At 45.6% G+C, this 20,940-nt stretch carries 21 protein-coding genes; 8 read left to right on the top strand and 13 right to left on the bottom strand.

The window, feature by feature from the left end; genetic code table 11:
- Positions 1-17 precede the first annotated feature (17 nt).
- Both gltX and BQ8014_RS07510 read left to right on the top strand, forming a co-directional pair.
- Positions 18-1,535 (top strand): glutamate--tRNA ligase, encoded by a 1,518-nt coding sequence (gltX, locus tag BQ8014_RS07505; protein WP_080903833.1) that lies wholly within the window; start codon positions 18-20, stop codon positions 1,533-1,535.
- A 3-nt stretch (positions 1,536-1,538) separates the two neighbouring features.
- Positions 1,539-2,780 (top strand): 3-deoxy-D-manno-octulosonic acid transferase, encoded by a 1,242-nt coding sequence (locus tag BQ8014_RS07510; RefSeq protein WP_080903834.1) that lies wholly within the window; start codon positions 1,539-1,541, stop codon positions 2,778-2,780.
- A gap of 378 nt (positions 2,781-3,158) precedes the next feature.
- On the opposite strand, the gene BQ8014_RS07515 is transcribed toward BQ8014_RS07510, so the two are convergent.
- From BQ8014_RS07515 to BQ8014_RS07555, 9 genes are all read right to left on the bottom strand, one after another.
- Positions 3,159-3,542: a barstar family protein gene (locus tag BQ8014_RS07515; protein WP_080903835.1), complete on the bottom strand. Its 384-nt coding sequence runs from the start codon at positions 3,540-3,542 to the stop codon at positions 3,159-3,161.
- Between the two features lie 10 nt (positions 3,543-3,552).
- Entirely contained in the window at positions 3,553-4,143 is a 591-nt protein-coding gene (locus tag BQ8014_RS19505; protein WP_200814367.1) for a guanyl-specific ribonuclease, read from the bottom strand.
- 3 nt (positions 4,144-4,146) lie between these two features.
- On the bottom strand, positions 4,147-4,590 hold the full coding sequence (locus tag BQ8014_RS07525; RefSeq protein WP_139785095.1) for an RHS repeat-associated core domain-containing protein: 444 nt from the start codon (positions 4,588-4,590) through the stop codon (positions 4,147-4,149).
- Between the two features lie 83 nt (positions 4,591-4,673).
- Complete coding sequence (locus BQ8014_RS07530) at positions 4,674-4,904, bottom strand: hypothetical protein (protein WP_080903837.1); 231 nt, start codon at positions 4,902-4,904, stop codon at positions 4,674-4,676.
- A 2-nt stretch (positions 4,905-4,906) separates the two neighbouring features.
- Positions 4,907-5,305, bottom strand: coding sequence for a hypothetical protein (locus BQ8014_RS07535; RefSeq protein ID WP_139785096.1), 399 nt, complete (start codon positions 5,303-5,305; stop codon positions 4,907-4,909).
- A gap of 136 nt (positions 5,306-5,441) precedes the next feature.
- Positions 5,442-5,756, bottom strand: coding sequence for a T9SS type A sorting domain-containing protein (locus BQ8014_RS07540; protein WP_080903839.1), 315 nt, complete (start codon positions 5,754-5,756; stop codon positions 5,442-5,444).
- A 17-nt stretch (positions 5,757-5,773) separates the two neighbouring features.
- A complete protein-coding gene (locus BQ8014_RS07545) occupies positions 5,774-6,154 on the bottom strand; it encodes a hypothetical protein (protein ID WP_139785097.1) in 381 nt (126 codons plus the stop codon).
- A gap of 177 nt (positions 6,155-6,331) precedes the next feature.
- Positions 6,332-8,095: a tetratricopeptide repeat protein gene (locus BQ8014_RS07550; protein WP_080903841.1), complete on the bottom strand. Its 1,764-nt coding sequence runs from the start codon at positions 8,093-8,095 to the stop codon at positions 6,332-6,334.
- Between the two features lie 689 nt (positions 8,096-8,784).
- The gene (locus tag BQ8014_RS07555) at positions 8,785-9,864 is read right to left on the bottom strand and encodes an IS110 family RNA-guided transposase (RefSeq protein WP_080905875.1); all 1,080 of its coding nucleotides are present in this window, start codon (positions 9,862-9,864) and stop codon (positions 8,785-8,787) included.
- Between the two features lie 371 nt (positions 9,865-10,235).
- Between BQ8014_RS07555 and BQ8014_RS07565 the strand changes: the two genes are divergently transcribed.
- From BQ8014_RS07565 to BQ8014_RS07590, 6 genes are all read left to right on the top strand, one after another.
- The gene (locus tag BQ8014_RS07565; RefSeq protein WP_080903843.1) at positions 10,236-11,186 is read left to right on the top strand and encodes a methylenetetrahydrofolate reductase; all 951 of its coding nucleotides are present in this window, start codon (positions 10,236-10,238) and stop codon (positions 11,184-11,186) included.
- A gap of 6 nt (positions 11,187-11,192) precedes the next feature.
- A complete protein-coding gene (locus tag BQ8014_RS07570; RefSeq protein WP_080903844.1) occupies positions 11,193-12,317 on the top strand; it encodes a DNA polymerase III subunit in 1,125 nt (374 codons plus the stop codon).
- 25 nt (positions 12,318-12,342) lie between these two features.
- Positions 12,343-13,371: a gliding motility protein GldB-related protein gene (locus BQ8014_RS07575; protein ID WP_234998007.1), complete on the top strand. Its 1,029-nt coding sequence runs from the start codon at positions 12,343-12,345 to the stop codon at positions 13,369-13,371.
- A gap of 23 nt (positions 13,372-13,394) precedes the next feature.
- The gene (locus BQ8014_RS07580) at positions 13,395-13,862 is read left to right on the top strand and encodes a WbuC family cupin fold metalloprotein (protein WP_080903845.1); all 468 of its coding nucleotides are present in this window, start codon (positions 13,395-13,397) and stop codon (positions 13,860-13,862) included.
- 219 nt (positions 13,863-14,081) lie between these two features.
- Positions 14,082-14,828 carry a polyprenol monophosphomannose synthase gene (locus tag BQ8014_RS07585; RefSeq protein ID WP_080905877.1) on the top strand — a complete coding sequence of 249 codons (747 nt, stop codon included), beginning with the start codon at positions 14,082-14,084 and terminating at the stop codon, positions 14,826-14,828.
- Entirely contained in the window at positions 14,825-16,171 is a 1,347-nt protein-coding gene (locus BQ8014_RS07590; RefSeq protein WP_080903846.1) for a dihydroorotase, read from the top strand. The genes BQ8014_RS07585 and BQ8014_RS07590 overlap by 4 nt, the downstream gene beginning before the upstream one ends.
- A 291-nt stretch (positions 16,172-16,462) precedes the next feature.
- Here the strand turns inward: BQ8014_RS07590 and BQ8014_RS07595 are convergent, their stop codons facing one another.
- Genes BQ8014_RS07595 through BQ8014_RS07610 form a run of 4 tightly spaced genes read right to left on the bottom strand, consistent with a single transcriptional unit; the run spans position 16,463 to position 20,749 of the window.
- A complete protein-coding gene (locus BQ8014_RS07595; protein WP_080903847.1) occupies positions 16,463-18,022 on the bottom strand; it encodes a carboxypeptidase-like regulatory domain-containing protein in 1,560 nt (519 codons plus the stop codon).
- Positions 18,023-18,037: 15 nt separating this feature from the next.
- Positions 18,038-18,877: a FecR family protein gene (locus BQ8014_RS07600; RefSeq protein ID WP_080903848.1), complete on the bottom strand. Its 840-nt coding sequence runs from the start codon at positions 18,875-18,877 to the stop codon at positions 18,038-18,040.
- Entirely contained in the window at positions 18,874-19,425 is a 552-nt protein-coding gene (locus BQ8014_RS07605) for an RNA polymerase sigma-70 factor (RefSeq protein ID WP_080903849.1), read from the bottom strand. The genes BQ8014_RS07600 and BQ8014_RS07605 overlap by 4 nt, the downstream gene beginning before the upstream one ends.
- A 52-nt stretch (positions 19,426-19,477) precedes the next feature.
- Positions 19,478-20,749, bottom strand: coding sequence for a carboxypeptidase-like regulatory domain-containing protein (locus tag BQ8014_RS07610; RefSeq protein WP_080903850.1), 1,272 nt, complete (start codon positions 20,747-20,749; stop codon positions 19,478-19,480).
- Positions 20,750-20,940: the final 191 nt, after the last annotated feature.

Genomic DNA, 20,940 nt, shown 5'->3' on the forward strand with positions numbered 1-20,940 from the left:
GATCATAAATAGAACCTATGAATTGTCATCAAATACGTGTTCGTTTCGCTCCAAGTCCTACCGGACCCTTACATATCGGCGGGGTGCGCACGGCTTTATATAATTATCTTTTTGCAAAGCAATCAGGCGGTAAATTGATACTCCGTATTGAGGATACCGATTCCCAACGTTTCGTACCGGGCGCGGAGGAATATATTATTGAAGCGTTCAAATGGTTGAATATCCCGTTTGACGAAGGCGTCGGCATAGGAGGTCCTTTCGGCCCTTACCGCCAGAGCGAACGAAAGGAGATATATAAAGAATATGTCCGGCTGTTATTGGATAAGGGGGCGGCCTATATTGCCTTCGATACGCCGGCCGAGCTGGACGCCAAAAGAAAAGAGACCGCCAATTTCCAATACGACGCTTCTACACGGATGCAGATGCGTAATTCGTTGACGCTGCCGGTGGATGAGGTGCGGCGGTTGATCGATGCCGGAACTCATTATGTCGTGCGTATCAGGATCGAACCAAATGAGGAAGTGCACGTGCACGACTTGATACGCGGGGATGTGGTGATCAATTCTTCCGTCCTTGACGATAAGGTGCTGTATAAATCGGCCGATGAATTGCCGACTTATCATCTGGCAAACATCGTAGACGACCATCTGATGGAGATCACCCATGTGATCCGGGGAGAAGAATGGCTGCCCAGCGCTCCGCTGCATGTCCTGCTATACCGCGCTTTCGGATGGGAGGATACCATGCCGCAGTTTGCCCATCTGCCGTTGTTGCTGAAGCCTGAAGGCGGTGGCAAGCTAAGCAAGCGGGACGGGGATCGTTTGGGATTTCCGGTTTTTCCGCTGGAGTGGAAAGATCCGAAAAGCGGGGAGGTCTCTTCCGGTTACCGGGAAAGCGGCTATCTGCCCGAAGCGGTTGTCAACTTTTTGGCCCTCTTGGGTTGGAATCCGGGCGATAATCAGGAGATCATGAGTATGAAAGAACTGGTCGAACGGTTTGATTTGTCCCGTTGCAGCAAGAGCGGCGCCAAGTTTGATTTTGAGAAAGGAAAATGGTTTAATCACCAATATATTCAATTGAAGAGCAATGCGGAAATTGCCTCCTTGTTTATTCCCATCCTGGAAAGCCACGGCATAAAGGCCGATCCCGCATACGTGGAGAAAGTGGTCGGCATGATAAAGGAACGCGTCAGCTTTGTCGGGGAGCTTTGGGAACAATGTTCTTTCTTTTTCGTGGCGCCTGCCGAATACGATGAAAAGACACGGAAGAAACGCTGGAAAGAGGATAGCGCTGCCCAGTTGGGCGAATTGATAGAGGTCCTTCGCTCTCGTACGCCGTTTGACCTGGAAGGTACGGAAGCTGAAGTGAAGGCTTGGATTGAACAAAATGGATATCATTTGGGAAATATTATGAATGCAGTTCGCCTCGCATTGGTAGGAGAAGGAAAAGGACCGCATATCTTCGACATTACCGAAGCCATCGGTAAGGAAGAGACGATCCGCCGGATCCAGCGGGCGATTGATTTGTTGAAATAAAATATGAGGGCTCTATACTCTTTAGGGATACATCTCTATGCTTTGATGGTGGAACTCTTGTCTCCATTCCATCGCAAAGCGCGTATGACTCGCTTTGGGCAATGGAAAACGAACGGGATATTACGGGAGAAGATCGACCGGAATGCGAAATATATCTGGTTTCATGCCGCTTCGTTAGGAGAATTCGAGCAAGGCCGGCCGATGATGGAAAAGATTAAAGCGGAATATCCCGAATATAAAATACTACTCACTTTCTTTTCGCCTTCCGGTTATGAAGTGCGGAAAAGTTATAGCGGTGCGGATGTAATCTGCTACCTGCCTTTTGATACGCCTTTTAAAGTCCATAAATTTATTAATTTGGCGAACCCTGCAATGGCCATCTTCATCAAGTATGAATTTTGGATGAACTACATCAGCGAGTTAAAAAGCCGGAACATCCCGGTTTATATTATTTCGGCTATTTTTCGTAAGGACCAGACCTTTTTTAAATGGTACGGGGGCTTTTACAGGAAAATCTTGTATTGCTATGACCGTTTATTCGTACAAGATGAGAGTTCCAGGGAACTATTGGCGGAATTCGGGATTAACAATGTCACGGTTGCCGGAGATACTCGTTTTGACCGGGTGATAGAAGTACAAAAACAGGCACGTTTATTTCCCGTTATAGAGAAGATGGTAGGAAGAAAGTCGGATGACAGTAGCATCACCTTTGTGGTTGGAAGCAGTTGGCCCTCAGATGAGGAATTTATCTTTCATTACTTCAACGAACATCCTGAAATAAAACTGATCATAGCGCCTCATGAGATCCACCGGGATCATCTGATGTATATCGAATCGCTTTTGAGGCGCCCTTTCATCCGTTTATCGGAAACGAACGATTACAATGTTCAGAACAAAGACTGCCTGATTATCGATAGTTTCGGGATGCTTTCCTCCATCTATCGGTACGGAAATATCGCCTATATAGGGGGAGGATTCGGCAAAGGTATTCATAATACCTTGGAAGCGGCCGTCTACGGAATTCCGGTTTTATTCGGCCCCAAATACCATAAGTTTAAAGAAGCCAAAGCGTTGATCGAAACCGGAGGGGCCTTCTCGCTGGCCGATGAAAAAACTTTTATTGCGAAAATGGATGAATTGATAACAAACCCTTCCATACGGAAAGCAGTCGGCGAAGCGGCTGGTTCCTATGTTCTGCAAAACAGCGGGGCGACCGACCGGATACTGAAAGAACTTCCTCTCTGAAAAGCTTTGTAACGAGTTGCAGTCTATATTGCTCCAACCATTCGTGAAACCTTGGTTCAACGCGCTGTTGGCAAAAGATGTAGCGGCCGCTCCCTGAGCAAAAAAAGGCTATATTCCCCTGAATGATGTTAACGGTTGGGCTGATCTTCGCTGTTTATGCTATTTTTTTATTTCATTTCTGTCCTCCTTTCTCTTTTTAAGGAGGATGTGCTAAAAGGGAATCCCGTAAAAATTGGTAATTATGACTGCGCACATTCATAGTTATGATCGCGTTCATTCATAGTTGTGACTGGATTCATTCATAGCGATCAATTTCTTAAGTCGATATGCGATAACTTATGACACACCCTCTACAATTTCAATTAAAATCAATGAACATCAGAAATTACCTATATATTTACAAATTGTATCATAGTCGCTTATATTAAAATAAACATAAAAGTTATGTTCTTCAAATTTATCCCAATGTCCAACTATATCATCCAGAATTCTTAAATAAATCTTTAGATCCTTTTCATTTAACCGAGGCAATTGTTGATGATAAATAACAACATCTCTTTGTTCTATCCAATCTAAATCGCGCAGACAGTCCTGCAAGGCATCCCAGTTAAATCCAAAATAGTCTGGGAGTTTCAATTTTCTATAATATTCATTTAATATTTCTTCCTCGGAAAAATTTTCATCTTCTATTATTACTAAGAAAAAATGATCATTCTTTTTTTTATCAAAATTATCAATAAAATAAAACCTTCCCTTTTTCATTCTTATTTATTTAATACTTAAATCTAATGAATGTTTTATAGTGATCTGGGGTATAGTAAAATTCTCCTTTTCCCCCTGTTACGATCCTTTGAGGGCCTACTCCCTTTATTCCAGGAGTTGGATGTACATATTCTTTATAATAACCTCCCTTGTGAACAGGAAGTATGTTTTTATTATTATCGAACACACTACCGTCATTCCTATGAGGATATGATTCCCCATTCCCAATTCTTTCCATTGTTCCGGATAAACCTAAATCCTTAGCCGTTACATCGATTTTGTTTTCCCCTGTCCAAGGATTCTGGTTATTCTCCCTTGCAGACTTTATTCCGGTAGCGGCTCCGGTCATCATTCCGATGCCGCCATTCATAAGCGCGGCTTTTCCTCCTGCAGATAAGGCATCTTTCCAGCTTGCGCCGTTCAGTTTGGCCATACCTGTCGTTAAACCGAAACTCGTGGTCGCATTGAGTGCCCCTTGCCTAAGGGCTTCACGTAAAACCGGGCTGGCTATATCGGATGTTAAACTGCTTATCGGCTTGGCCAACAGGTTACCCAACTGGCCTCCGAGGAAAGCGCTCGCACCGCCCATTATTCCGTCCATCGCCTATTGTCCCCAATCTATATTGCTCCAACCATTCGTGAAACCTTGGTTCAGCGCGCTGTTGGCAAAAGACGTGACGGCCGCTCCTCCTACCGGCCCTACATAGATCGTGAGAACTCCTCCGGCAAATCCGCTCTCGAACAGAGCCGCTCCATGCCCGAAACTGGTCACATTCCCTTGGACAATATTTATCGTCAGGTTAATGGTTCCACCAATCAAACCGGCTATCAGATCATCGATCAGTAAGTATTCACCCGTTTCATCCGTATAACGCAACGGATTATTCAAACAGTAAGAATACCGGTTGTAATTCTGGCTGAAATCGATCAACTGTACATACGGGTCGGGAGCCAGGAAGCGCCCTACTGCCGGGTCGTACAGCCGGGCATTCATATTGCCAAACCATGGCAGGTGTTCATGCCCCGTATAGCCCCTGCCTAAAAACAAGGTGGGCTCGCTTCCGGGAGCATATACCTCCTATGTGGACAGATTACGCAAACGGCCCCAAGCATCGTAACTCAACTCTTCGGTTACTCCCTCGGCCTATTCGCAATATGCGTAATGCTGCCCTGGTAATCCCTGTAAATATAATAAAGATCCCAGTCACTTGCATTTTCTTTGACTAAAACTGCCGGTGCGGAATAATAATCGCCTCCCAGATATAACTTTTCCTTCGTTCCCGAGGGTGTCTCGTCGATCTCGTAGCAACCTCCCAGGTAGTAACGCGTCAATTGATTCGCGCCTCCTTTGGTTATACTCATCTTTACACGGTCATATACTCTCCGTTATAAACGAAAGAGGCTGTAATCCCGTTTTCTACAATTGCCGCCGGACGCCGGAAGGAAGTGTAATCAATATCCTGTAAACGAACAGGAATGCTGCCGCCGATGATCGTCGCTTCCGTTAAAGCATACGGTTTCGAGTTGCCTCCATAGGTAAATGTTCCCGCGTCGCTACGGCTCGTCAGGTTCCCTTTCGGGTCGAATATCACCGTCTTCCCGGCGTAGGAGGTCAGGTGGTTCAGGTTGTCATAACCGAAATTCTCCGTTTTCGAATGCCTTACGTCGGTGCGGCTGCTCAGGTTGGAAGTCGCCGCATCAAAGACATAACGGAAGTTTATAAAATCGTCCGACGGATTCATGGCTCTCCTGCCCGTCGGCAAGCCGTAACTATTATAATCATAGTATCGGTGAATAAATCCCGTCCAGATTTTCGTTGGGCGCCCGCCTCCGTCTTCAAGCTCACCGAAGAAGACGGAGGCACTCCCGTCTATCTCCGTTAAAGTTCCGTTGGCATAACTATAGGCCTCGTAAAATCTGTTGTCCGGAGAGAGTATATAGAGTGATCGTACCTTTATCCGTTTCTTCCCATCCGTTTACCTCGACCTTCAGGTAGCCTGTGGTCGGATTCGGATAGATACGGAACTCTTTTTCCGAAAGGATCTCGGAGTAATATTCCGGCTCCGTAGAGGATTCGGGTGCCGATTTCGTACTGACGATAATTTTCCTTTTAATGCGATTGCCGGCATTGTCGTACGAATACTTCACCTTGCTTTGCCCCCAGACAGATAAAAAGGGGATCGTTAGGATGATGAATGTAAAAAATAGTTTCATGTCGTTGGATAAAATGTTTATTTGGAATAATAAGCTTCGAACAGATGGGTATCATCACCTAAAGTAATGACAAAATCCGTATAGCCGTCCGGAAGTGGAAGGCTTACCGGTTCCTCTTCCGTCAAGGTAGCATACATCTCAAAGAGCAGGTTTCCTTGGCCGTCGGAAATCTGAATCAGAACTTCCCGGGGCTCTATGTCATTGTTGTAAAAGAGAAGAGTCGTCTCGTTCTGGACGTATACCTCGTAGGGTATGACCAAACTTGATTTCAACTTGCGTTCCTTCTGGAGCAGGGTTAATACTTGTATAGCCGCCTTTTTATTGTTTGAAAAAACAGAAAAGGGAAACAGGGAAAGTAATGCCCCGCATAATAAAAAGTAGTAGAATAATTTATCCATGATGTCATTATTTAAAGAGTTAAACATAGGATAAAAATAGAACCTGTTTTCCTTTCTCACCACATTTTCTCACCGAATTCCGGTATGCAGACCGGACAAGGGAAATATGATATATTTGCTTGTAAAACAAATAAATACTATTTCAGCAGTTGTAAAATATGGTATGCAGGTAACCGTTCAGTCTTCCGGTTGGGGTGATTCCGGACCTGTAAGGTGTTTTAAATAATCTTCTATTTTCAGGTTTTGGTTGGTCATGCCGACTTTTTTCATGATCCGGTGGCGTTTGGATTTAATCGTGTTGACTGTCTTGTTGAGGATGATGGCAAGATCGCTGATGGAAAGATCGAACATCAGCAGGCAACAAAACAGTATCTCTTCTTCCGAAAGGTGAGGTATAGCCTCTTGAAGTTTATCGGTAAAAGAGGGGTATAGTTCATCGGCTATTCCTTTCAGGTTTACTTTATCTTCCTCCGAGAGAAAAGGACCGCCGAATATCTTTTCGATGGCGCTTTTGTATTCGCTTTGCTTTTTCCTCTCTTGCAGCGGAAGATTGGAAATTAATTCGATCTTCCGGTATAATACTGAATTTCTAAATAACGACGCTTTGATGAGTTCCGCAAAACGACGGACTTGTGTTATTTTCTGTTCCTTCGCTTTTAGCTCTATCTCGTTTCGTTCGTTGATCAACTGCTTTTCCCGGATAATGGCGCCCTGCGCTTCGGAGATTCTGAGTAGTTCGAGATTTTTCCTTTTTCGTTTGTTGATTTCCATCTGATAGAAAACAAACGAAAGGAGTAGCAGGAATAATAAGATGCAGGCAAACAGCAGGATCTGGTTTCTTTGTAAACTCAGACGCATATTGGCATTTGCCATTTGCTCCTGGTTATATTTCTGTTCGATTTCATATAGTTGATGGGCATGTTTGTTTGAAGCAAGGGAATCGAATAGAAGTCTCGATTGTTCCAGGTAATGCAATGCCGATTGGTAATTTCCCGCCTCTTTTTCCACCTCATAGATCCGGTTGTAAAGTATTTCCTGATCCTCCGGAAGTGGAAGGCTGTCGAGTGCCACCGCTAATTCTCTTTTCGCTTCATCCCGATCTTTTATTTCTAGGCTGATATGGGCCAGGGAAAAATAGGCGGAACTGTTAGAAGGATCATACCGGATGGCTTTTTTAAAATAATTCCGGGCACGGGTGAAGTCTTTCATTTCTTGATATACGATGCCGATATGGTTGGCAACAGATGACTTGAGGATCGAGTCGTCCGGGGCGCTATCCAACATGGAGTCCACGCGCATATAGAATTCTATAGCCTTCTGGTAGTTCCGTTCGAGTGTATAGGTATCCCCCTGGTCACGGATGGTGATCAGTCGGCTACGGCGATTGCCAGCCTTGTTAAAGTAGTTTTCCGCCTGGACGTAATAATTACGCGCCGGTTCGGTCGCAAGTTCCGTTTGGTACAGGTCTGCTAGATAACTGCTGATATAGCCGCCGAGATTGTATTTCTTTACTTCGTCTGCCAAAGGCAAGGCTTCCAGATACTGCTTGATCGCTGCTTCATTTTCTCCCTGATCGGCGTAATACCGGCCCTGATAATACCGGATCTCCGCTTCTTTTCCTTTTTGGGAAGTTTTCTTGAAATAGGACTCTGCTTTCTTTAATAGGCTGTCCGGGTAGATCGTTTGTCCTAAGGAATCCCGAAGAAGGCAACCCGCCATGCAATATCCGGCAAAATCTTCTTCCGGCAGCGAACCTGCAGCCAGCGTCGAATCAATCAGTTCCAATGCCCTTAAAGGATCTTCGTCCTTTAACATCAAAATACGGTGCAATGCCTCTTTATGGCTGTATGAACCGGTGCATGCGTAGAAAAAGGCGAAAGCGACAAGGACAAATACAATCGTCCAGTTCCTTTGATTCACTTTTTTGTCTTCTTTTTCCATTGCTTTATTAATATGGAATGAGATGTGTTTGTGCAGAATGATTATGACTTTTTTTTATCATATGCGTAACTTTAATACAAATAAACAAAAAATATGATTTACAAATCCGTAAGTTTTCCTATTCTTTGGAATATTCGGCGGATTCAATTCTATTTTTTGCGTATTTAATAAATATTTTGCGAGTCTAAAAAGAGCATTGCGCCGCCCTGAAAATCGAGTGTACTCAATCAATTCATTGAGTATATTCCTTTTTGATATCGAGTATACTTCTATGTTGTAATCCAAATTTTTCGAGTATTATTTTTTTTCTCAATCTATATTGAGTAGTTTATTTACAGGAAGTTGAAAAGAAAACAGGCTCTTCCGTGGAGCAACTTGTCAGCAATAAACTTCCCGCGTTACGCTGTAACACTTTGTTGGGAGGATGACTTCGGTTATCCTCTTTCTTTGTTACAGATATCGCTTTATGGCAAAGAAAACTCACGCTGGGTCAACTTGGCAGTGATGTGAATCCTGTAAAAACAACCTTCTATCAGCAGACAAATGATCTTCGCTGCATTTTCCTCTTTCAGTTCTCAGGATATAAGCGTCACAGACTCAATAAGCGGACAAAAGCCGCAGGTATACTATAGTGATCGCTTTTTTCATAGAGGCAGTCTTTACAGAGATTCATATCTTTATCTTTACCCTTACTGTAATACACCATAAGCATATTTCGTTTGTTTCAAAAGTACAAAATATATTCTATTGGCCAACCGTCTGGCAATTCTTACTATGGCTTTATTTGTTTCCATCCTTCTGCAATAGCGTTTAAATGCCAGGGCCAGGGCCGGATCCCTACGAACGGCAACCCAGGAACTTTCTATTAAATTAGCTCTTAGACTAGCCTGTCTGCGGGGAGTCATTTCTCCTTTGTTCTCATTTTCTCCACTGGAATGACAACTGGGAATAATGCCTATAAATCCCGCAAATTTGTCATTACTGCTGAAACGGGCTATATCCTCTATTTCAACCAGGAAAGTGATGCCTGTTATCAAGCCGATACCCGGTACGCTGCGAATCAATTCCATATTTTTACCATATCGCTCCTCTTTGCTTAATTGCTTGATGACTCGTGTAATGCTAAGTAATGATTTTCGCTTGGACTCATATTCATCTAAAAGAAAAAGGAACGCTTGGGTACTCATCCCTTCTGCCCGTGAGGCTTCGGTGCGTAACCAGTGGAGATAACGTTTGGTTAGGTTGGTATTCTTTGAGAATGAGGACGGTATTTTAACTCCATAAAAATGTAACATCATCTTTATCTGTTGCTTCAAACGGCTTTGAGCTTTGACAACCGAGTCGCGCATACGTACCACCGAACGATCCTTCAATGTCACGGGAGAAGGTACATGGATGCCTTTTAATTCTTTTGCCCTGAGCGAACGGGCTATCTTTCGAGAATCCACAGAGTCTGTTTTCTGTAAACGATCCTTTCCCGTCGTCGGAACATCGGCTGCATTGATCACCTGGTTTTTCAACCCCAAAGACTCTAATTGATAATGGGTCCACCAACCGCTAAAGCCAGCCTCATAGGCTGAATAATAGGTAGCTCCCGGGAAAAACGTTTTCAGATACGACCACAGCTTTGCTGCTTCCGCTGGTTGACTGAATGTCTTATGGTGACTATGCTCCGTTAAAATTGTTACTGACCAACTCTTCAAATGGACATCTATTCCAACGTAAATGCTTTCTCCTTTAAAACTTAATTCTTTTCTTTGTTCTTGCATAAGCTTTGAGTATTTATTGTTTGTTGTTTGATTTCTCAAATATAATAATACTCTTGGCTTATGCTTTTTTTAACAAGCTTCGCTATTCACTTGACAAACATAGGGACTCATTGATAAAATCGAGTATACTCATTGATAAAATCGAGTATACTCCTTTTTTCCGTATAATTCGCGACTTTTGGAGACAGCCCCATGTAATAAATAGTGAGTGCGGGGAAAGGGTTGGCCTCCATAAAGGGAGCAATTATATTCTTACTGTCTTTGCACCGATTTTAAAACGCAATGATATTTCTTTATCTTTGCAGGAGGATCTATCCGGCAAAATTTCCGACAGGAATAGGCCGTTTGATAAAAAAGAATGAATAAACCCTATGACAGTAGCAGAATTGATAAAAAACAGCAAACGCACGGCGTTCTCTTTCGAAATCCTTCCTCCGCTGAAAGGAAATAATATCCAGCGGGTGTATGATGTGATCGACCGGTTGATCGAATTCGACCCGAAATATATTAATATCACGTCGCATCATAGCGAACCTTCTTATAAGACCTTGCCCGACGGAACACAGCAATTGGTAAAGGTTCGCAAGCGCCCCGGTTCGGTCGCTATTGCTTCCGCTATCCAGAATAAATATAAAATACTGGCCGTGCCGCACATCATCTGCAAAGGCTTTACCAAAGAAGAAACCGAATATGCTTTGATCGACCTGAATTTTCTCCGGGTCTATAACCTGTTGCTGTTGAGAGGTGACACCAAGAATCTCGATTCTTCACAGGATCCTTCCCTCTTCCATGCCCATGCAACCGATCTGCAGCAGCAGGTGAATAATTTCAACAAGGGTATCGCTTTGGACAGTTCCCTATTCGAAGCGAACGAGACGCCTTTTTCCTATGGGATGGCCTGCTATCCGGAAAAACACGAGGAGGCGCCCACTCTGGAATCCGACATTTATTATGCAAAAGAGAAGGTGAAAAACGGAGCCGGCTACCTGGTCACGCAGATGTTCTTCGATAACTCCAAATATTACGCTTTTGTGGAGCGTTGCCGGGCGGAAGGGATTACGGTGCCGATCATTCCGGGTATTAAGCCGATTGTCCTGCAAAATCAACTGACCGTCCTTCCTAAAATATTCCGTTCGGAGATTCCGGAGCCGCTGGCAGCCGAATTGCGCAAATGCAAAACGGACGAAGAGGCCAAAAACGTAGGGATCGAGTGGGGGATCCAGCAATGCAAGGACCTGATAGCGCATGGCGTTCCCAGCTTGCACTTCTATACACTGCTTGCTTCCGAAAGCGTCTATCGGATAGCCAGGCAAATTTATTGATCCGGTATGTACTTTAAAGATTGCATCGGACAGGAAGAGATAAAACGCCGTTTGATCGAATCGGCGCAGAGCGGGATCGTGCCTCACGCACAGCTTTTCTGTGAAAAGGAAGGGGCGGGGGCCTTTCCGTTGGCCTTTGCCTATGCCCGCTACCTGAACTGCGCCCATCGTTCGGATACCGATGCATGCGGCCAATGTCCGTCCTGCAAGATGTTTGACGTGATGGCGCATCCCGATTTGCATTTTGTTTTTCCGATTGTTGCCAAGAAGGAAAAGAAGAAGGAGGTCTGCGATGATTACCTGCCCGAATGGCGTGAATTCCTGCAACAACATATCTACTTCAATCTCGATGACTGGTTGAACGCCATGGATGCGGGCAATTCGCAGGCGTTGATCTATGCGAAGGAAAGCGACCAGATACTGAAAAAAGTCAGCCTTCGCATCTATGAGGCCGAGTATCGCATTCTCCTGATCTGGTTGCCGGAAAAAATGCATCAGGTATGTGCCAATAAGTTATTGAAAATTATAGAGGAACCGCCGGAGCATACCGTAATCCTGATGGTTTCCTGCGAGCCGGACGCCATCCTGGGAACGATCCTTTCAAGGGCGCAACGCCTGAATATACGTCCGGTTCCTGCTCCGGAGATGGCTGCAGCCATGCAGGAACGGTTTCATCTGACGAAAGAGGATGCCATGCAAGTTGCCCATCTCTCCGAAGGGAATTACCTGAAAGCCGTTGAGGCCATCAGCACGGGAGAAGAGAATGCCTTTTTCCTGGAGCAGTTCATCGGCATGATGCGGAATTCCTGGACAAGGAATGTCAAGGCAATGAAGGCTATGGCGGATACGCTGGCCAGTATCGGGCGGGAGCGCCAGAAGAATTTCCTGTCCTATTGCCAGCGGCTGGTCCGGGAGAATTTCGTCTACCGTTTCCAGGCGCCGGAGCTGAATTATATGAACAGGGAAGAAGCCGGTTTTTCGGTGAAATTTTCTCCTTTTGTGAACGAACGGAATGTATTTGACCTGATGGACGAGCTGGCGGTTGCCGAACGCCATATTACGCAGAATGTAAATGCGAAGATGGTTTTTTTCGACCTTTCTTTGCGAATGACAGTTTTATTGAAGCGATAAGAATATGCAATTGAAAAGGAAAGAAATGGGAAGGGAAAGTTTTATCCTGAAAGCCGGCGTTTCGCTGATGGCAACGGTTTCACTCCTGCTTTTCAGTCTGTTTGGCTGCCGGGGGCAGGAGAATAATGCGAACCGCTATGCTTCCGCCGGACCGGTAGTGATCCATCGTTTTGACAAGGAACTGTTGCAACGACTGGAACAGGGAGACTCGATAGCGAAGGACTCTTCTTTCGCCGGACAATATTCCTTGCTTCTGCAACTGTTGGAGCAATCCCTCTTTAAGGCGGGCGGACGCGATTCGGCAGGTTCTTATGCCCGGTTGGCTTCCTACTATTCGGAGCCGCATCTTCATGGATTATACCGGGAGGCTGTGGAGAAATTTGCCGATGTATCTTCGATTGAAAAGGCGCTGGGCGCCGCTTTTGCCTATCTAAAAGCCGAATGGCCCGCCTTGCAGGTCCCAGCCGTTTATATGCATGTTTCGGGACTGAATCAGAATGTATTGGTGGGTGACAGCCTGCTTTCGCTTTCCATTGATAAATATCTCGGCTCGGCTTATCCTTTGTATCAGGAATTCTTTTATGACTACCAACTTCGTAAAATGAAACCGGATTATGTTGCTCCCGATTATCTGAGGGCATGGCTTCTTTCGGAGTTTCCCTTCGAGGGAAAGGAAACGGTATTGCTGGAACGGATGATATACGAAGGAAAAATAATTTATCTGCTTCAACAGGCGTTGCCTGAAACTTCTCCCGATGTGCTTTTCGGCTATGCTCCGGCGGAAAGCGAATGGTGTACGAAGAACGAACGGGCGCTCTGGAGGACGATCCTCGAGCGAAAGCAGCTCTATACTCCTGATTTGCTGACGACGGCAAAGTATTTTGAAGAAGCGCCGGCCCGTTTCCTTTCGGAGGATGCGCCGGGCAATCTGGGGCGATGGCTCGGTTGGAGGATCGTTTCGCTGTACATGGAGCGGACCGGGGCGGCGCCGTCTGCGTTGATGGCAAACGCGGATGCGCAGGATATCCTCGCTAAATCCCGTTATAAACCATGAATTAAAAACAAAATCTTTTGAAAATGAAACATATCGATCGCACTCTTTTGGATGAAACGACAGCGAGGGCAAAAGTTTCCCCTCGCCTTCGAATGAACTACAACTTTCATGAGAAGTTGGATGATCCTGTCAATCGCCTGCTGAATGCAATGGAGCCGGGGACATATATCCGTCCGCATCGGCATTGCAATCCCGATAAAAATGAAATCTTCCTTTTGCTGCGCGGACGAGTCGCCCTTTTTATCTTCGATGACGAGGGGAAAGTACTTGAATCGGTGATTCTTGATCCGGATCAGGGGGAATATGGGGGAGAAATCGAGGCCGGTATCTGGCATGGCTTACTGGTGCTGGAATCCGGATCGGTTATCTATGAGGTGAAAAATGGGCCTTTTGCTCCGCTTTTGCCTGAAAACTTCGCTCCCTGGAGCCCGGAACCGGGGAATGAAGAAGCTGTGGCCGCATATATGAAGCAACTTGCTTCGTATTTATAAGTTTTCATAGCGGTTGATGTTTTTCGTACTAAACTTTTCGCTCTCTTTTATTTAACATTCCCGATCATTTTAATTGCAATGTTTCAACGATAGCAAACATTTATTTACCGGACAAAAACAGGAGATTTCTTTTTCTTTCCGGTTAATATGCAAAAGAAGTGGGGCCGGGGAAAGGAGATTTGCAAAAAATCTGTACATTCGCTTCAAATTAACACTTATATGCCAGATAGTATCGTAATTATCCCGACTTACAATGAAAAGGAGAATGTGGAAAACATTATCCGGGCGGTTTTCGCCCTTGAAAAAGAGTTCCACGTTCTAATCATCGATGACGGTTCGCCCGACGGAACAGCCGGTATCGTCAAAACATTACAGAATGAATTTCCCGAACGCCTTTTTCTGATCGAAAGAGCCGGTAAACAGGGCTTGGGAACAGCCTACCTGAAGGGCTTCTCTTGGTCGATAGAACATCGGTATGACTTCATTTTTGAGATGGATGCCGACTTTAGCCATAACCCGAACGATCTGCCGCGTTTGTATGAAGCTTGTACCGCCGGAGGAGCGGATGTAGCCGTCGGCTCCCGGTACTGCAACGGCGTTAATGTGGTGAACTGGCCTTTGGGGCGTGTGCTGATGTCATATTATGCCTCCATGTACGTGCGGCTGGTAACCGGAATGAATATCCATGATACAACAGCGGGATTCAAGTGTTACCGGCGGGAAGTATTGGAAACGATTGAATTGGATAAGATTCATTTCAAAGGCTATGCCTTTCAGATCGAAATGAAGTTTACTGCATATAAATGCGGCTTCCGGATTGTGGAAGTACCGATTATCTTTATTAACCGTGTGCTGGGAGTTTCCAAAATGAACTCTTCCATCTTCGGAGAAGCTTTGTTTGGCGTATTGGAGTTGAAATGGAATAGCTTTTTTCGTAAATATCCTCAAAAGAAACAAAGAGCATGAGCAGAATAATCATCCGCAATGCACGGATTATTAATGAAGGAGAATCTTTTTCCGGCTCCGTCCTTATCAACGGGGAACGGATTGAACAAGTTTGGCGGGGAGAACTTCCCGATGGGGAAGCCACCCGGGCGGAAGTGGTGGATGCCACCGGAAAATGGCTGCTTCCCGGCTGTATCGATGATCAGGTGCATTTTCGTGAACCCGGACTGACGCAGAAGGGAGACATCGGAAGCGAAAGCCGTGCCGCTGTGGCCGGAGGAGTTACCACTTTTATGGATATGCCGAATACGAAACCACAAACAACGACACTACCTGATCTGGAATGGAAACTGCAACGGGCAGCCGAAACTTCGGCGGCAAACTATTCCTTTTTCTTCGGAGGAACGAATACGAATTTCGAGGAGATCGGGAAGTTGGATTTGAAACGTATCCCCGGACTGAAACTCTTTCTCGGCTCTTCTACCGGCAATATGCTGGTGGATAATCCGGAGACGTTGTCTCTCTTTTTCGGTATACCGGACTTGTTGATTGCCATCCATGCCGAAAAAGAAGAAATCATCCGGCGGAATAAAGCCTACTACGTCGGTCTTTACGGAGAGGATCTGGATATTACCTTCCATCCCAAGATACGGAGTGAGGAAGCCTGCTACGCCTCCTCTTCCGAGGCAGTGGAACTGGCTACGCGCTTAGGTACACATTTGCATATCTTGCACTTATCGACGGCCAAGGAATTATCTTTGCTTGATAACAAGCGCCCGCTGAGCGAAAAAAAGATCACGGCGGAGGCGTGCATTCACCATCTTTGGTTTGACGACCGGGATTATGCCGCTTTCGGAAACCTGATCAAATGGAATCCCGCCGTCAAGACACAAGCCGACCGGGATGCCTTGCGCGAGGCCGTCCGTTTGAATCTGATCGATATCATTGCGACCGACCATGCGCCCCATCTGCCGGCCGAAAAGGAGGGAAGCTGCCTGAAAGCCGCCTCCGGCGGACCGCTTGTACAACATTCCTTGGTTGCCATGCTGGAATTGGTGCGGCAGGGTGAATTTACTCCGGAGAAGGTCGTACAGAAAATGGCGCATCAGCCGGCCGAACTTTTTAAGATCAAGGAACGGGGATATATCCGTCCGGGCTATTATGCAGACTTGGTGCTGGTCGATCCGCATAAAGAATGGGTGGTAAGCAAAGACAATCTGTTCTATAAATGTGGCTGGTCTCCGTTTGAAGGACAGCTTTTCCATCATACCGTCGAAACGACTTTTGTTAACGGATTCCCTGTTTACCGGAACAGGATAATAACAGAAGGTCATCATGGAATGGAAGTCACTTATCTCCGGTAATGATCTGCTCTTATTTTGCTTGCTTTTCTGTTGCTTTTAATTAAAAATAAACAAAAAAAAGATAAAAGGGGCTTTTCTCGAAAAAAGTGTATAAATCCATACAAATATGTTTTATAATATCTATTTTTTTTTGTTAGAGATCAAGAAATGCATCATATTTGCATCAGATAACCTAAACAATCTTTTTGCCTTAAAGACTAATACCTATTAAAACCTATAAAGACGGCCTTTGTGAAAAGGCCGTCTTTATATTTCGTATGCTTACCTTGTTATTAATTGTAATTCAACTTATTAATAACTTATTTCTTCGATTTTAGCAGAGACTTTTTCGAGAAGATCATTCAGTTGCTCTTCCGGCCGGATGATATTGAAATCTCCCCAGAACCGGTCGTCATAGGTGAAATTAATATCGGAGAAAATCGTATTGGTACGCAATTGCTCGTTGCGTGGGAAGCGGTTGACATCCATCGTATCAATTTTACAGGTTGCCATTTCGAACCAGGTATGCAGGGTGGACGGAAAAGAGAGAAAATGTTTTTTCTTTATTTTAAAAATCAGGTCTCCTCGAATATGATTCACATAGTAAGTTCCGTTCCATTCCTTATAACTAATGATATAGGATACTTTGTACGGCGTAATCGTAAGATTCCGGTTTCTTTTTTCAATCAACATCTGCGCTGCCTCTTTAATATATTTCGGATGGATTTCGAAAACGGCTTTCAGAAGCGCTTGGTTTGTTGCATCTATATACAGGCTTCCCCGGTATAAAGGTTCGGTAAGGCTCTCTTTCTGCTCGAAAGAGAGGACGTTGACCAGGCGGTTGTCTATTTCCGTCATGTCCGTATTCTGGTAGTTATAGTTCGCCTCAAACGCCGGCTGGATAAAATCCGGAAGGTTCTTCATCAAATCCAGCAGCAGGCAGGAGCTGACGCCGGACTTCATCTTGGCGACAAGCGTATCCTTTTCCCGTTCATTGGTTATTTTCCGCATCTTTAGGATCTTGACCTGATCTTTCCTATTGGAATTGAAATCGGATTTGTAAATTTGGAAAACCGCTTCGGTCAGTTGTACGAAACGTTGGCTGTGTTCTATGCCTTCCCTGTAGAAGGAGGTGAAATAAACCGGTGCGTGTGCGTAGTTTTTTTCTCTTTTTTCGATCATCTGATGCAGCAATTGCAACGGATTGACGAACCGTATCACGACTTCCTGTATCGGAATGACCATTTGGTCCAAAGGAACGACTGTCTTTTGCCCCGTCAGGACAGAAAGGCTGATTCGCCGGCTGATATAACCCAAATGGGAAAAAAGGAGGGTCGGTTTCGCCTGTACCGAATCCGGAAGCAGGAGCCGGAACTCTCCATTCTGGTTAGTGATTGTCCCTATGGAGGTCGAATCGACACTAACCGAAGCATAGGCAATCGGCTCATCGGTATGCCGGTCTATCAGCTTTCCTTCCACCGGCATTTGGGGGGCGAGTTCTTCGGGAAGAAGCGTTTTTTCGGGAGCAGGTTCCTTCTTCCCGCTGTGTGATAATAGAATGTGTTTGCCTTCGATATGGATAGCGATGTCTTTTCCGGCAATCGTCAGGATGGCTTCCTGAAGCGTATAGACGCCCTTCGGAATCCGGGCGGATTTGTCGTTTTCCACGATCCGGCTGTCATAGACAAACAGATAGCCGGTTTGATCGCTGATTTGCTTTAATAGTTCGTATACAGAGCCTTTTGTCTTCTTCAGCCCGATCTTTTGATTCAGCGGATCCTGTTCCTGCGCATATCCCCTCTGCACTGCCGGGAAGCCCAACAGGATTCCGAGCAGGCAAACAGTCAATAGAGGATAGATCGAGCGTTTCATGGCAAATACTTTCGGTTACTGCGGTAAAATCCATATTTCATCCCCTTTCCGTTCATAGCGGAGGTCCAGTGCGAGGCAAATCACTTTTGTCACTTCCATCGAAGAATCGTCGACGTAGGCATAGTTCAGGCGGCGTTCCTCCAACCCTTTCCCCAAGCATATTTCCGGGCCGTCGGCATATTGGTTGATCACCCGGATCAGATCGGGCAGCTTTTCGTCTTTGAAATAAAGCCGGTCTTTATAGCGAAAGAAGATATGTGCTTCGTTCGCTTGTTTCCGGATACGGTCCGGATCGACGATCACGGTCTGCCCGGCCTCTACCTGCATGCTCCTAGCGTCTTTTTTGCGAGTAATGCATACGGTACCCCGTTCGACGGCGATACGGAACGGTTTGTCTTTGAGGTTCCGGATACTGAAAGCCGTACCCAGGACTTCGACCCGCACGTCCTCCGTTTCGATGAAGAACGGCGATTGCCGGTTTTGATGAATGTCAAAAAACGCATCCCCTTCCAGAAAGACCTCCCGTTTTTCCTTTGGAAAATGCTTCGGATACCGGAGGGAAGCCGCTTCCGACAAATAGATTGTGGAGCCGTCTTCCAATGTAGATACCAGTGTCGCTTCCTTATTTTCATTCGACAGAACCAACAAGGTGTCCGTTCCCTTAGCCGCTTTCCGGTTATATAGGAAAGCGATTCCACCGCAGAGGCAAAGAAGAACGACGGCAACGGCTACCCGCAATCCTACGCGATTGAATGTCCGGCTCCGGCTTTCCTTTTTTGTTTCCAGCAGACCGTCCGCTTCCAAACGGGCAAATAGCGTTCCCCATGCCTGATCTGTCTTTTTGTTTGTTATCATAAGATATAAATATATTCGTCTATTTCTTTTCTCAATGTCTGTAAAGCCTTGCTCATTTCCGCTTCTACGGTCTTGATGGAAATGGACAACAAGGTGGCGATCTCATTATATTTGCGTCCTTCATCGCGGTGCATTCGGAAGATGCGTTGGCGGCGTTCGGGCAGCTTGGTCATTGCGCGGCAGATCACCGACTCCAGTTCCTTATATTCCAATACCTCCTCCGGCGTGGACAAGGCCTGTTCCTGTTCTTTGGCGGCAATTGCGTCCTGATGGCGCTCGCGTACCTCGCAATGTTCGACGTATTGCAGGGAACCGTTCCTCACGGCAACATAGAGATAAGATTTGATCGAATGGAAAATTTGTATCGTTTGCCGATCCCGCCATAAACAATAGAATACCTCTTGTACCACCTCTTCCGCAACAGCCATGCGACCGGTGATGCCGGCCGCATAAAGGCAGAGCGGGGAATAGTAAAGACGGAAGACTTGTTCGAACGTTCGGATGTCTCCTTCTTTTATCTTGTGTAGAACCGTCACATCTGTTAGCATTAGCATAAGATTATCTCTTACAGGTACTATCCAAAGATACGAAAGAGAACAATTACCGGTATTGCTTTTTCAATTTATTTACTGCATTCTCCAGAGATTCCGTCGGCTCGATAATATTGTAGTTCTCCCAAAAGTCTGCGTCTGCAAAATTACTGACCCGATCCGAAAGCGAGAGCGTCGGTTTGAAAGCATCTTGCCTTGGAATTTCGGTGGCCGGGCGGCCAGCCAGGTCTGTGACCACCATCTCCGCCAGGATGGTATAACCGGTAGCGAACAGCCGGCGTTTCCAGTCGCATTTGAATTCTACCTCGTTGCGGACGTAGTTCAGGTAGGATTTTCCGTCCCTTTGCTTGTAGGTGATGATAAAAGAAACGACTTCGGGTTTGAAGCGCAGGCCGAACGGCTTCTTCCGGAGAATCGCCTGCGTTGCCTTGTTGCGGTCGTTCATGCTGAGGAATATCTCCGCCCGTGCAAAGGTCAGATTCTCTTTATCGATATATAGCTTGCCGTAGTAAGGCGCGAAAGGTAGGATCGCCTGTGATTTGAAGTCGATGACATAATTCAGGCGGTCGTCGATCATCGTGATTTCGTTGAATGTGAAAGAATAGTAGGGGAGCGTCAGCGGATCGAAAAGCATATCCCTGTTCTTTACCACGTCCGTGAAGACGGAAAGGTTCGGCCCGCCCTGCAGTTTGACGATCAGCGTATCTTTAGGCTTTTGGCTTAGCAACTGGCGTCCTTTCAATACCTGCACGCGATCCTTTTCGATTCCCTTTTCGTAGGAAGTCTTATAGACTTGGATCACGGCTTCCGCTACATTAATATAGGTACGCCTTTTCTTGATTGTTTCCCGGTAAAAGCCGGTCAACAGGTTATCCTGTCCGCTATAATTTGTCGCGATTTTCCCGATGGCCTGGTTGACCAGTTCCTGGGCATTCCCGCCCAAGACTAAGATTTCCTCCAGAACATTGTCATTGGGGGTCAGAAGAATCGTTTGTTTTTCAGGATTATTTTCCTGGATGGGATAGAGCAGGTTGTAATATCCCAGATGGGAAACTTCGATTCTTTTCGATGGAGGCCATTCCTGTAGCTTTAATGTGAATTCGCCGTCCTCGTTGGTAATCGTTCCCACATGGCTGCCGGGGATGGAGATGCTGGCATAGCTCAGTTTCTTCTTATTCTTTGTGTCTTTTACCACCCCGCTGATGATGAAAAATCCGTTTCCATTGCCGTTTTCCTTTTGAGCGGAAAGGGAAGGACCTACGCTTGCTACCAATGTAATGATCAGTAGTAGGCGGATGATTGAATTTACTGTCGTTTTCATAAGAATTTATATTAATAGGTTCATATCAGATGCCTTTATTAATAAGATCGTTCAACGCCCCGATACCCTATAAAATTTCTCCTGTTTTTATCTGCCAGGCCTCGGAGCCTGTTTTAAACAGTTATTAAATTCTCCATATTTTTCTTCTAAAGATTATTTTATCGTATTGGTTGTAAAACATATGGAAAGTG

Origin of the sequence: Parabacteroides sp. Marseille-P3160 (assembly GCF_900162725.1) — a bacterium.
GTDB lineage: Bacteria > Bacteroidota > Bacteroidia > Bacteroidales > Tannerellaceae > Marseille-P3160.

What these genes read in the sequence shown, in the direction of transcription:
- gltX (WP_080903833.1), top strand. Translation starts at nt 18, where the DNA reads ATGAATTGTCATCAAATACGTGTTCGTTTCGCTCCAAGTCCTACCGGA.
- BQ8014_RS07510 (WP_080903834.1), top strand. Translation starts at nt 1,539, where the DNA reads ATGAGGGCTCTATACTCTTTAGGGATACATCTCTATGCTTTGATGGTG.
- BQ8014_RS07515 (WP_080903835.1), bottom strand. Translation starts at nt 3,542, where the DNA reads ATGAAAAAGGGAAGGTTTTATTTTATTGATAATTTTGATAAAAAAAAG.
- BQ8014_RS19505 (WP_200814367.1), bottom strand. Translation starts at nt 4,143, where the DNA reads ATGGACGGAATAATGGGCGGTGCGAGCGCTTTCCTCGGAGGCCAGTTG.
- BQ8014_RS07530 (WP_080903837.1), bottom strand. Translation starts at nt 4,904, where the DNA reads ATGAGTATAACCAAAGGAGGCGCGAATCAATTGACGCGTTACTACCTG.
- BQ8014_RS07540 (WP_080903839.1), bottom strand. Translation starts at nt 5,756, where the DNA reads ATGAAACTATTTTTTACATTCATCATCCTAACGATCCCCTTTTTATCT.
- BQ8014_RS07545 (WP_139785097.1), bottom strand. Translation starts at nt 6,154, where the DNA reads ATGGATAAATTATTCTACTACTTTTTATTATGCGGGGCATTACTTTCC.
- BQ8014_RS07550 (WP_080903841.1), bottom strand. Translation starts at nt 8,095, where the DNA reads ATGGAAAAAGAAGACAAAAAAGTGAATCAAAGGAACTGGACGATTGTA.
- BQ8014_RS07555 (WP_080905875.1), bottom strand. Translation starts at nt 9,864, where the DNA reads ATGCAAGAACAAAGAAAAGAATTAAGTTTTAAAGGAGAAAGCATTTAC.
- BQ8014_RS07565 (WP_080903843.1), top strand. Translation starts at nt 10,236, where the DNA reads ATGACAGTAGCAGAATTGATAAAAAACAGCAAACGCACGGCGTTCTCT.
- BQ8014_RS07570 (WP_080903844.1), top strand. Translation starts at nt 11,193, where the DNA reads ATGTACTTTAAAGATTGCATCGGACAGGAAGAGATAAAACGCCGTTTG.
- BQ8014_RS07575 (WP_234998007.1), top strand. Translation starts at nt 12,343, where the DNA reads ATGGGAAGGGAAAGTTTTATCCTGAAAGCCGGCGTTTCGCTGATGGCA.
- BQ8014_RS07580 (WP_080903845.1), top strand. Translation starts at nt 13,395, where the DNA reads ATGAAACATATCGATCGCACTCTTTTGGATGAAACGACAGCGAGGGCA.
- BQ8014_RS07585 (WP_080905877.1), top strand. Translation starts at nt 14,082, where the DNA reads ATGCCAGATAGTATCGTAATTATCCCGACTTACAATGAAAAGGAGAAT.
- BQ8014_RS07590 (WP_080903846.1), top strand. Translation starts at nt 14,825, where the DNA reads ATGAGCAGAATAATCATCCGCAATGCACGGATTATTAATGAAGGAGAA.
- BQ8014_RS07595 (WP_080903847.1), bottom strand. Translation starts at nt 18,022, where the DNA reads ATGAAACGCTCGATCTATCCTCTATTGACTGTTTGCCTGCTCGGAATC.
- BQ8014_RS07600 (WP_080903848.1), bottom strand. Translation starts at nt 18,877, where the DNA reads ATGATAACAAACAAAAAGACAGATCAGGCATGGGGAACGCTATTTGCC.
- BQ8014_RS07605 (WP_080903849.1), bottom strand. Translation starts at nt 19,425, where the DNA reads ATGCTAACAGATGTGACGGTTCTACACAAGATAAAAGAAGGAGACATC.
- BQ8014_RS07610 (WP_080903850.1), bottom strand. Translation starts at nt 20,749, where the DNA reads ATGAAAACGACAGTAAATTCAATCATCCGCCTACTACTGATCATTACA.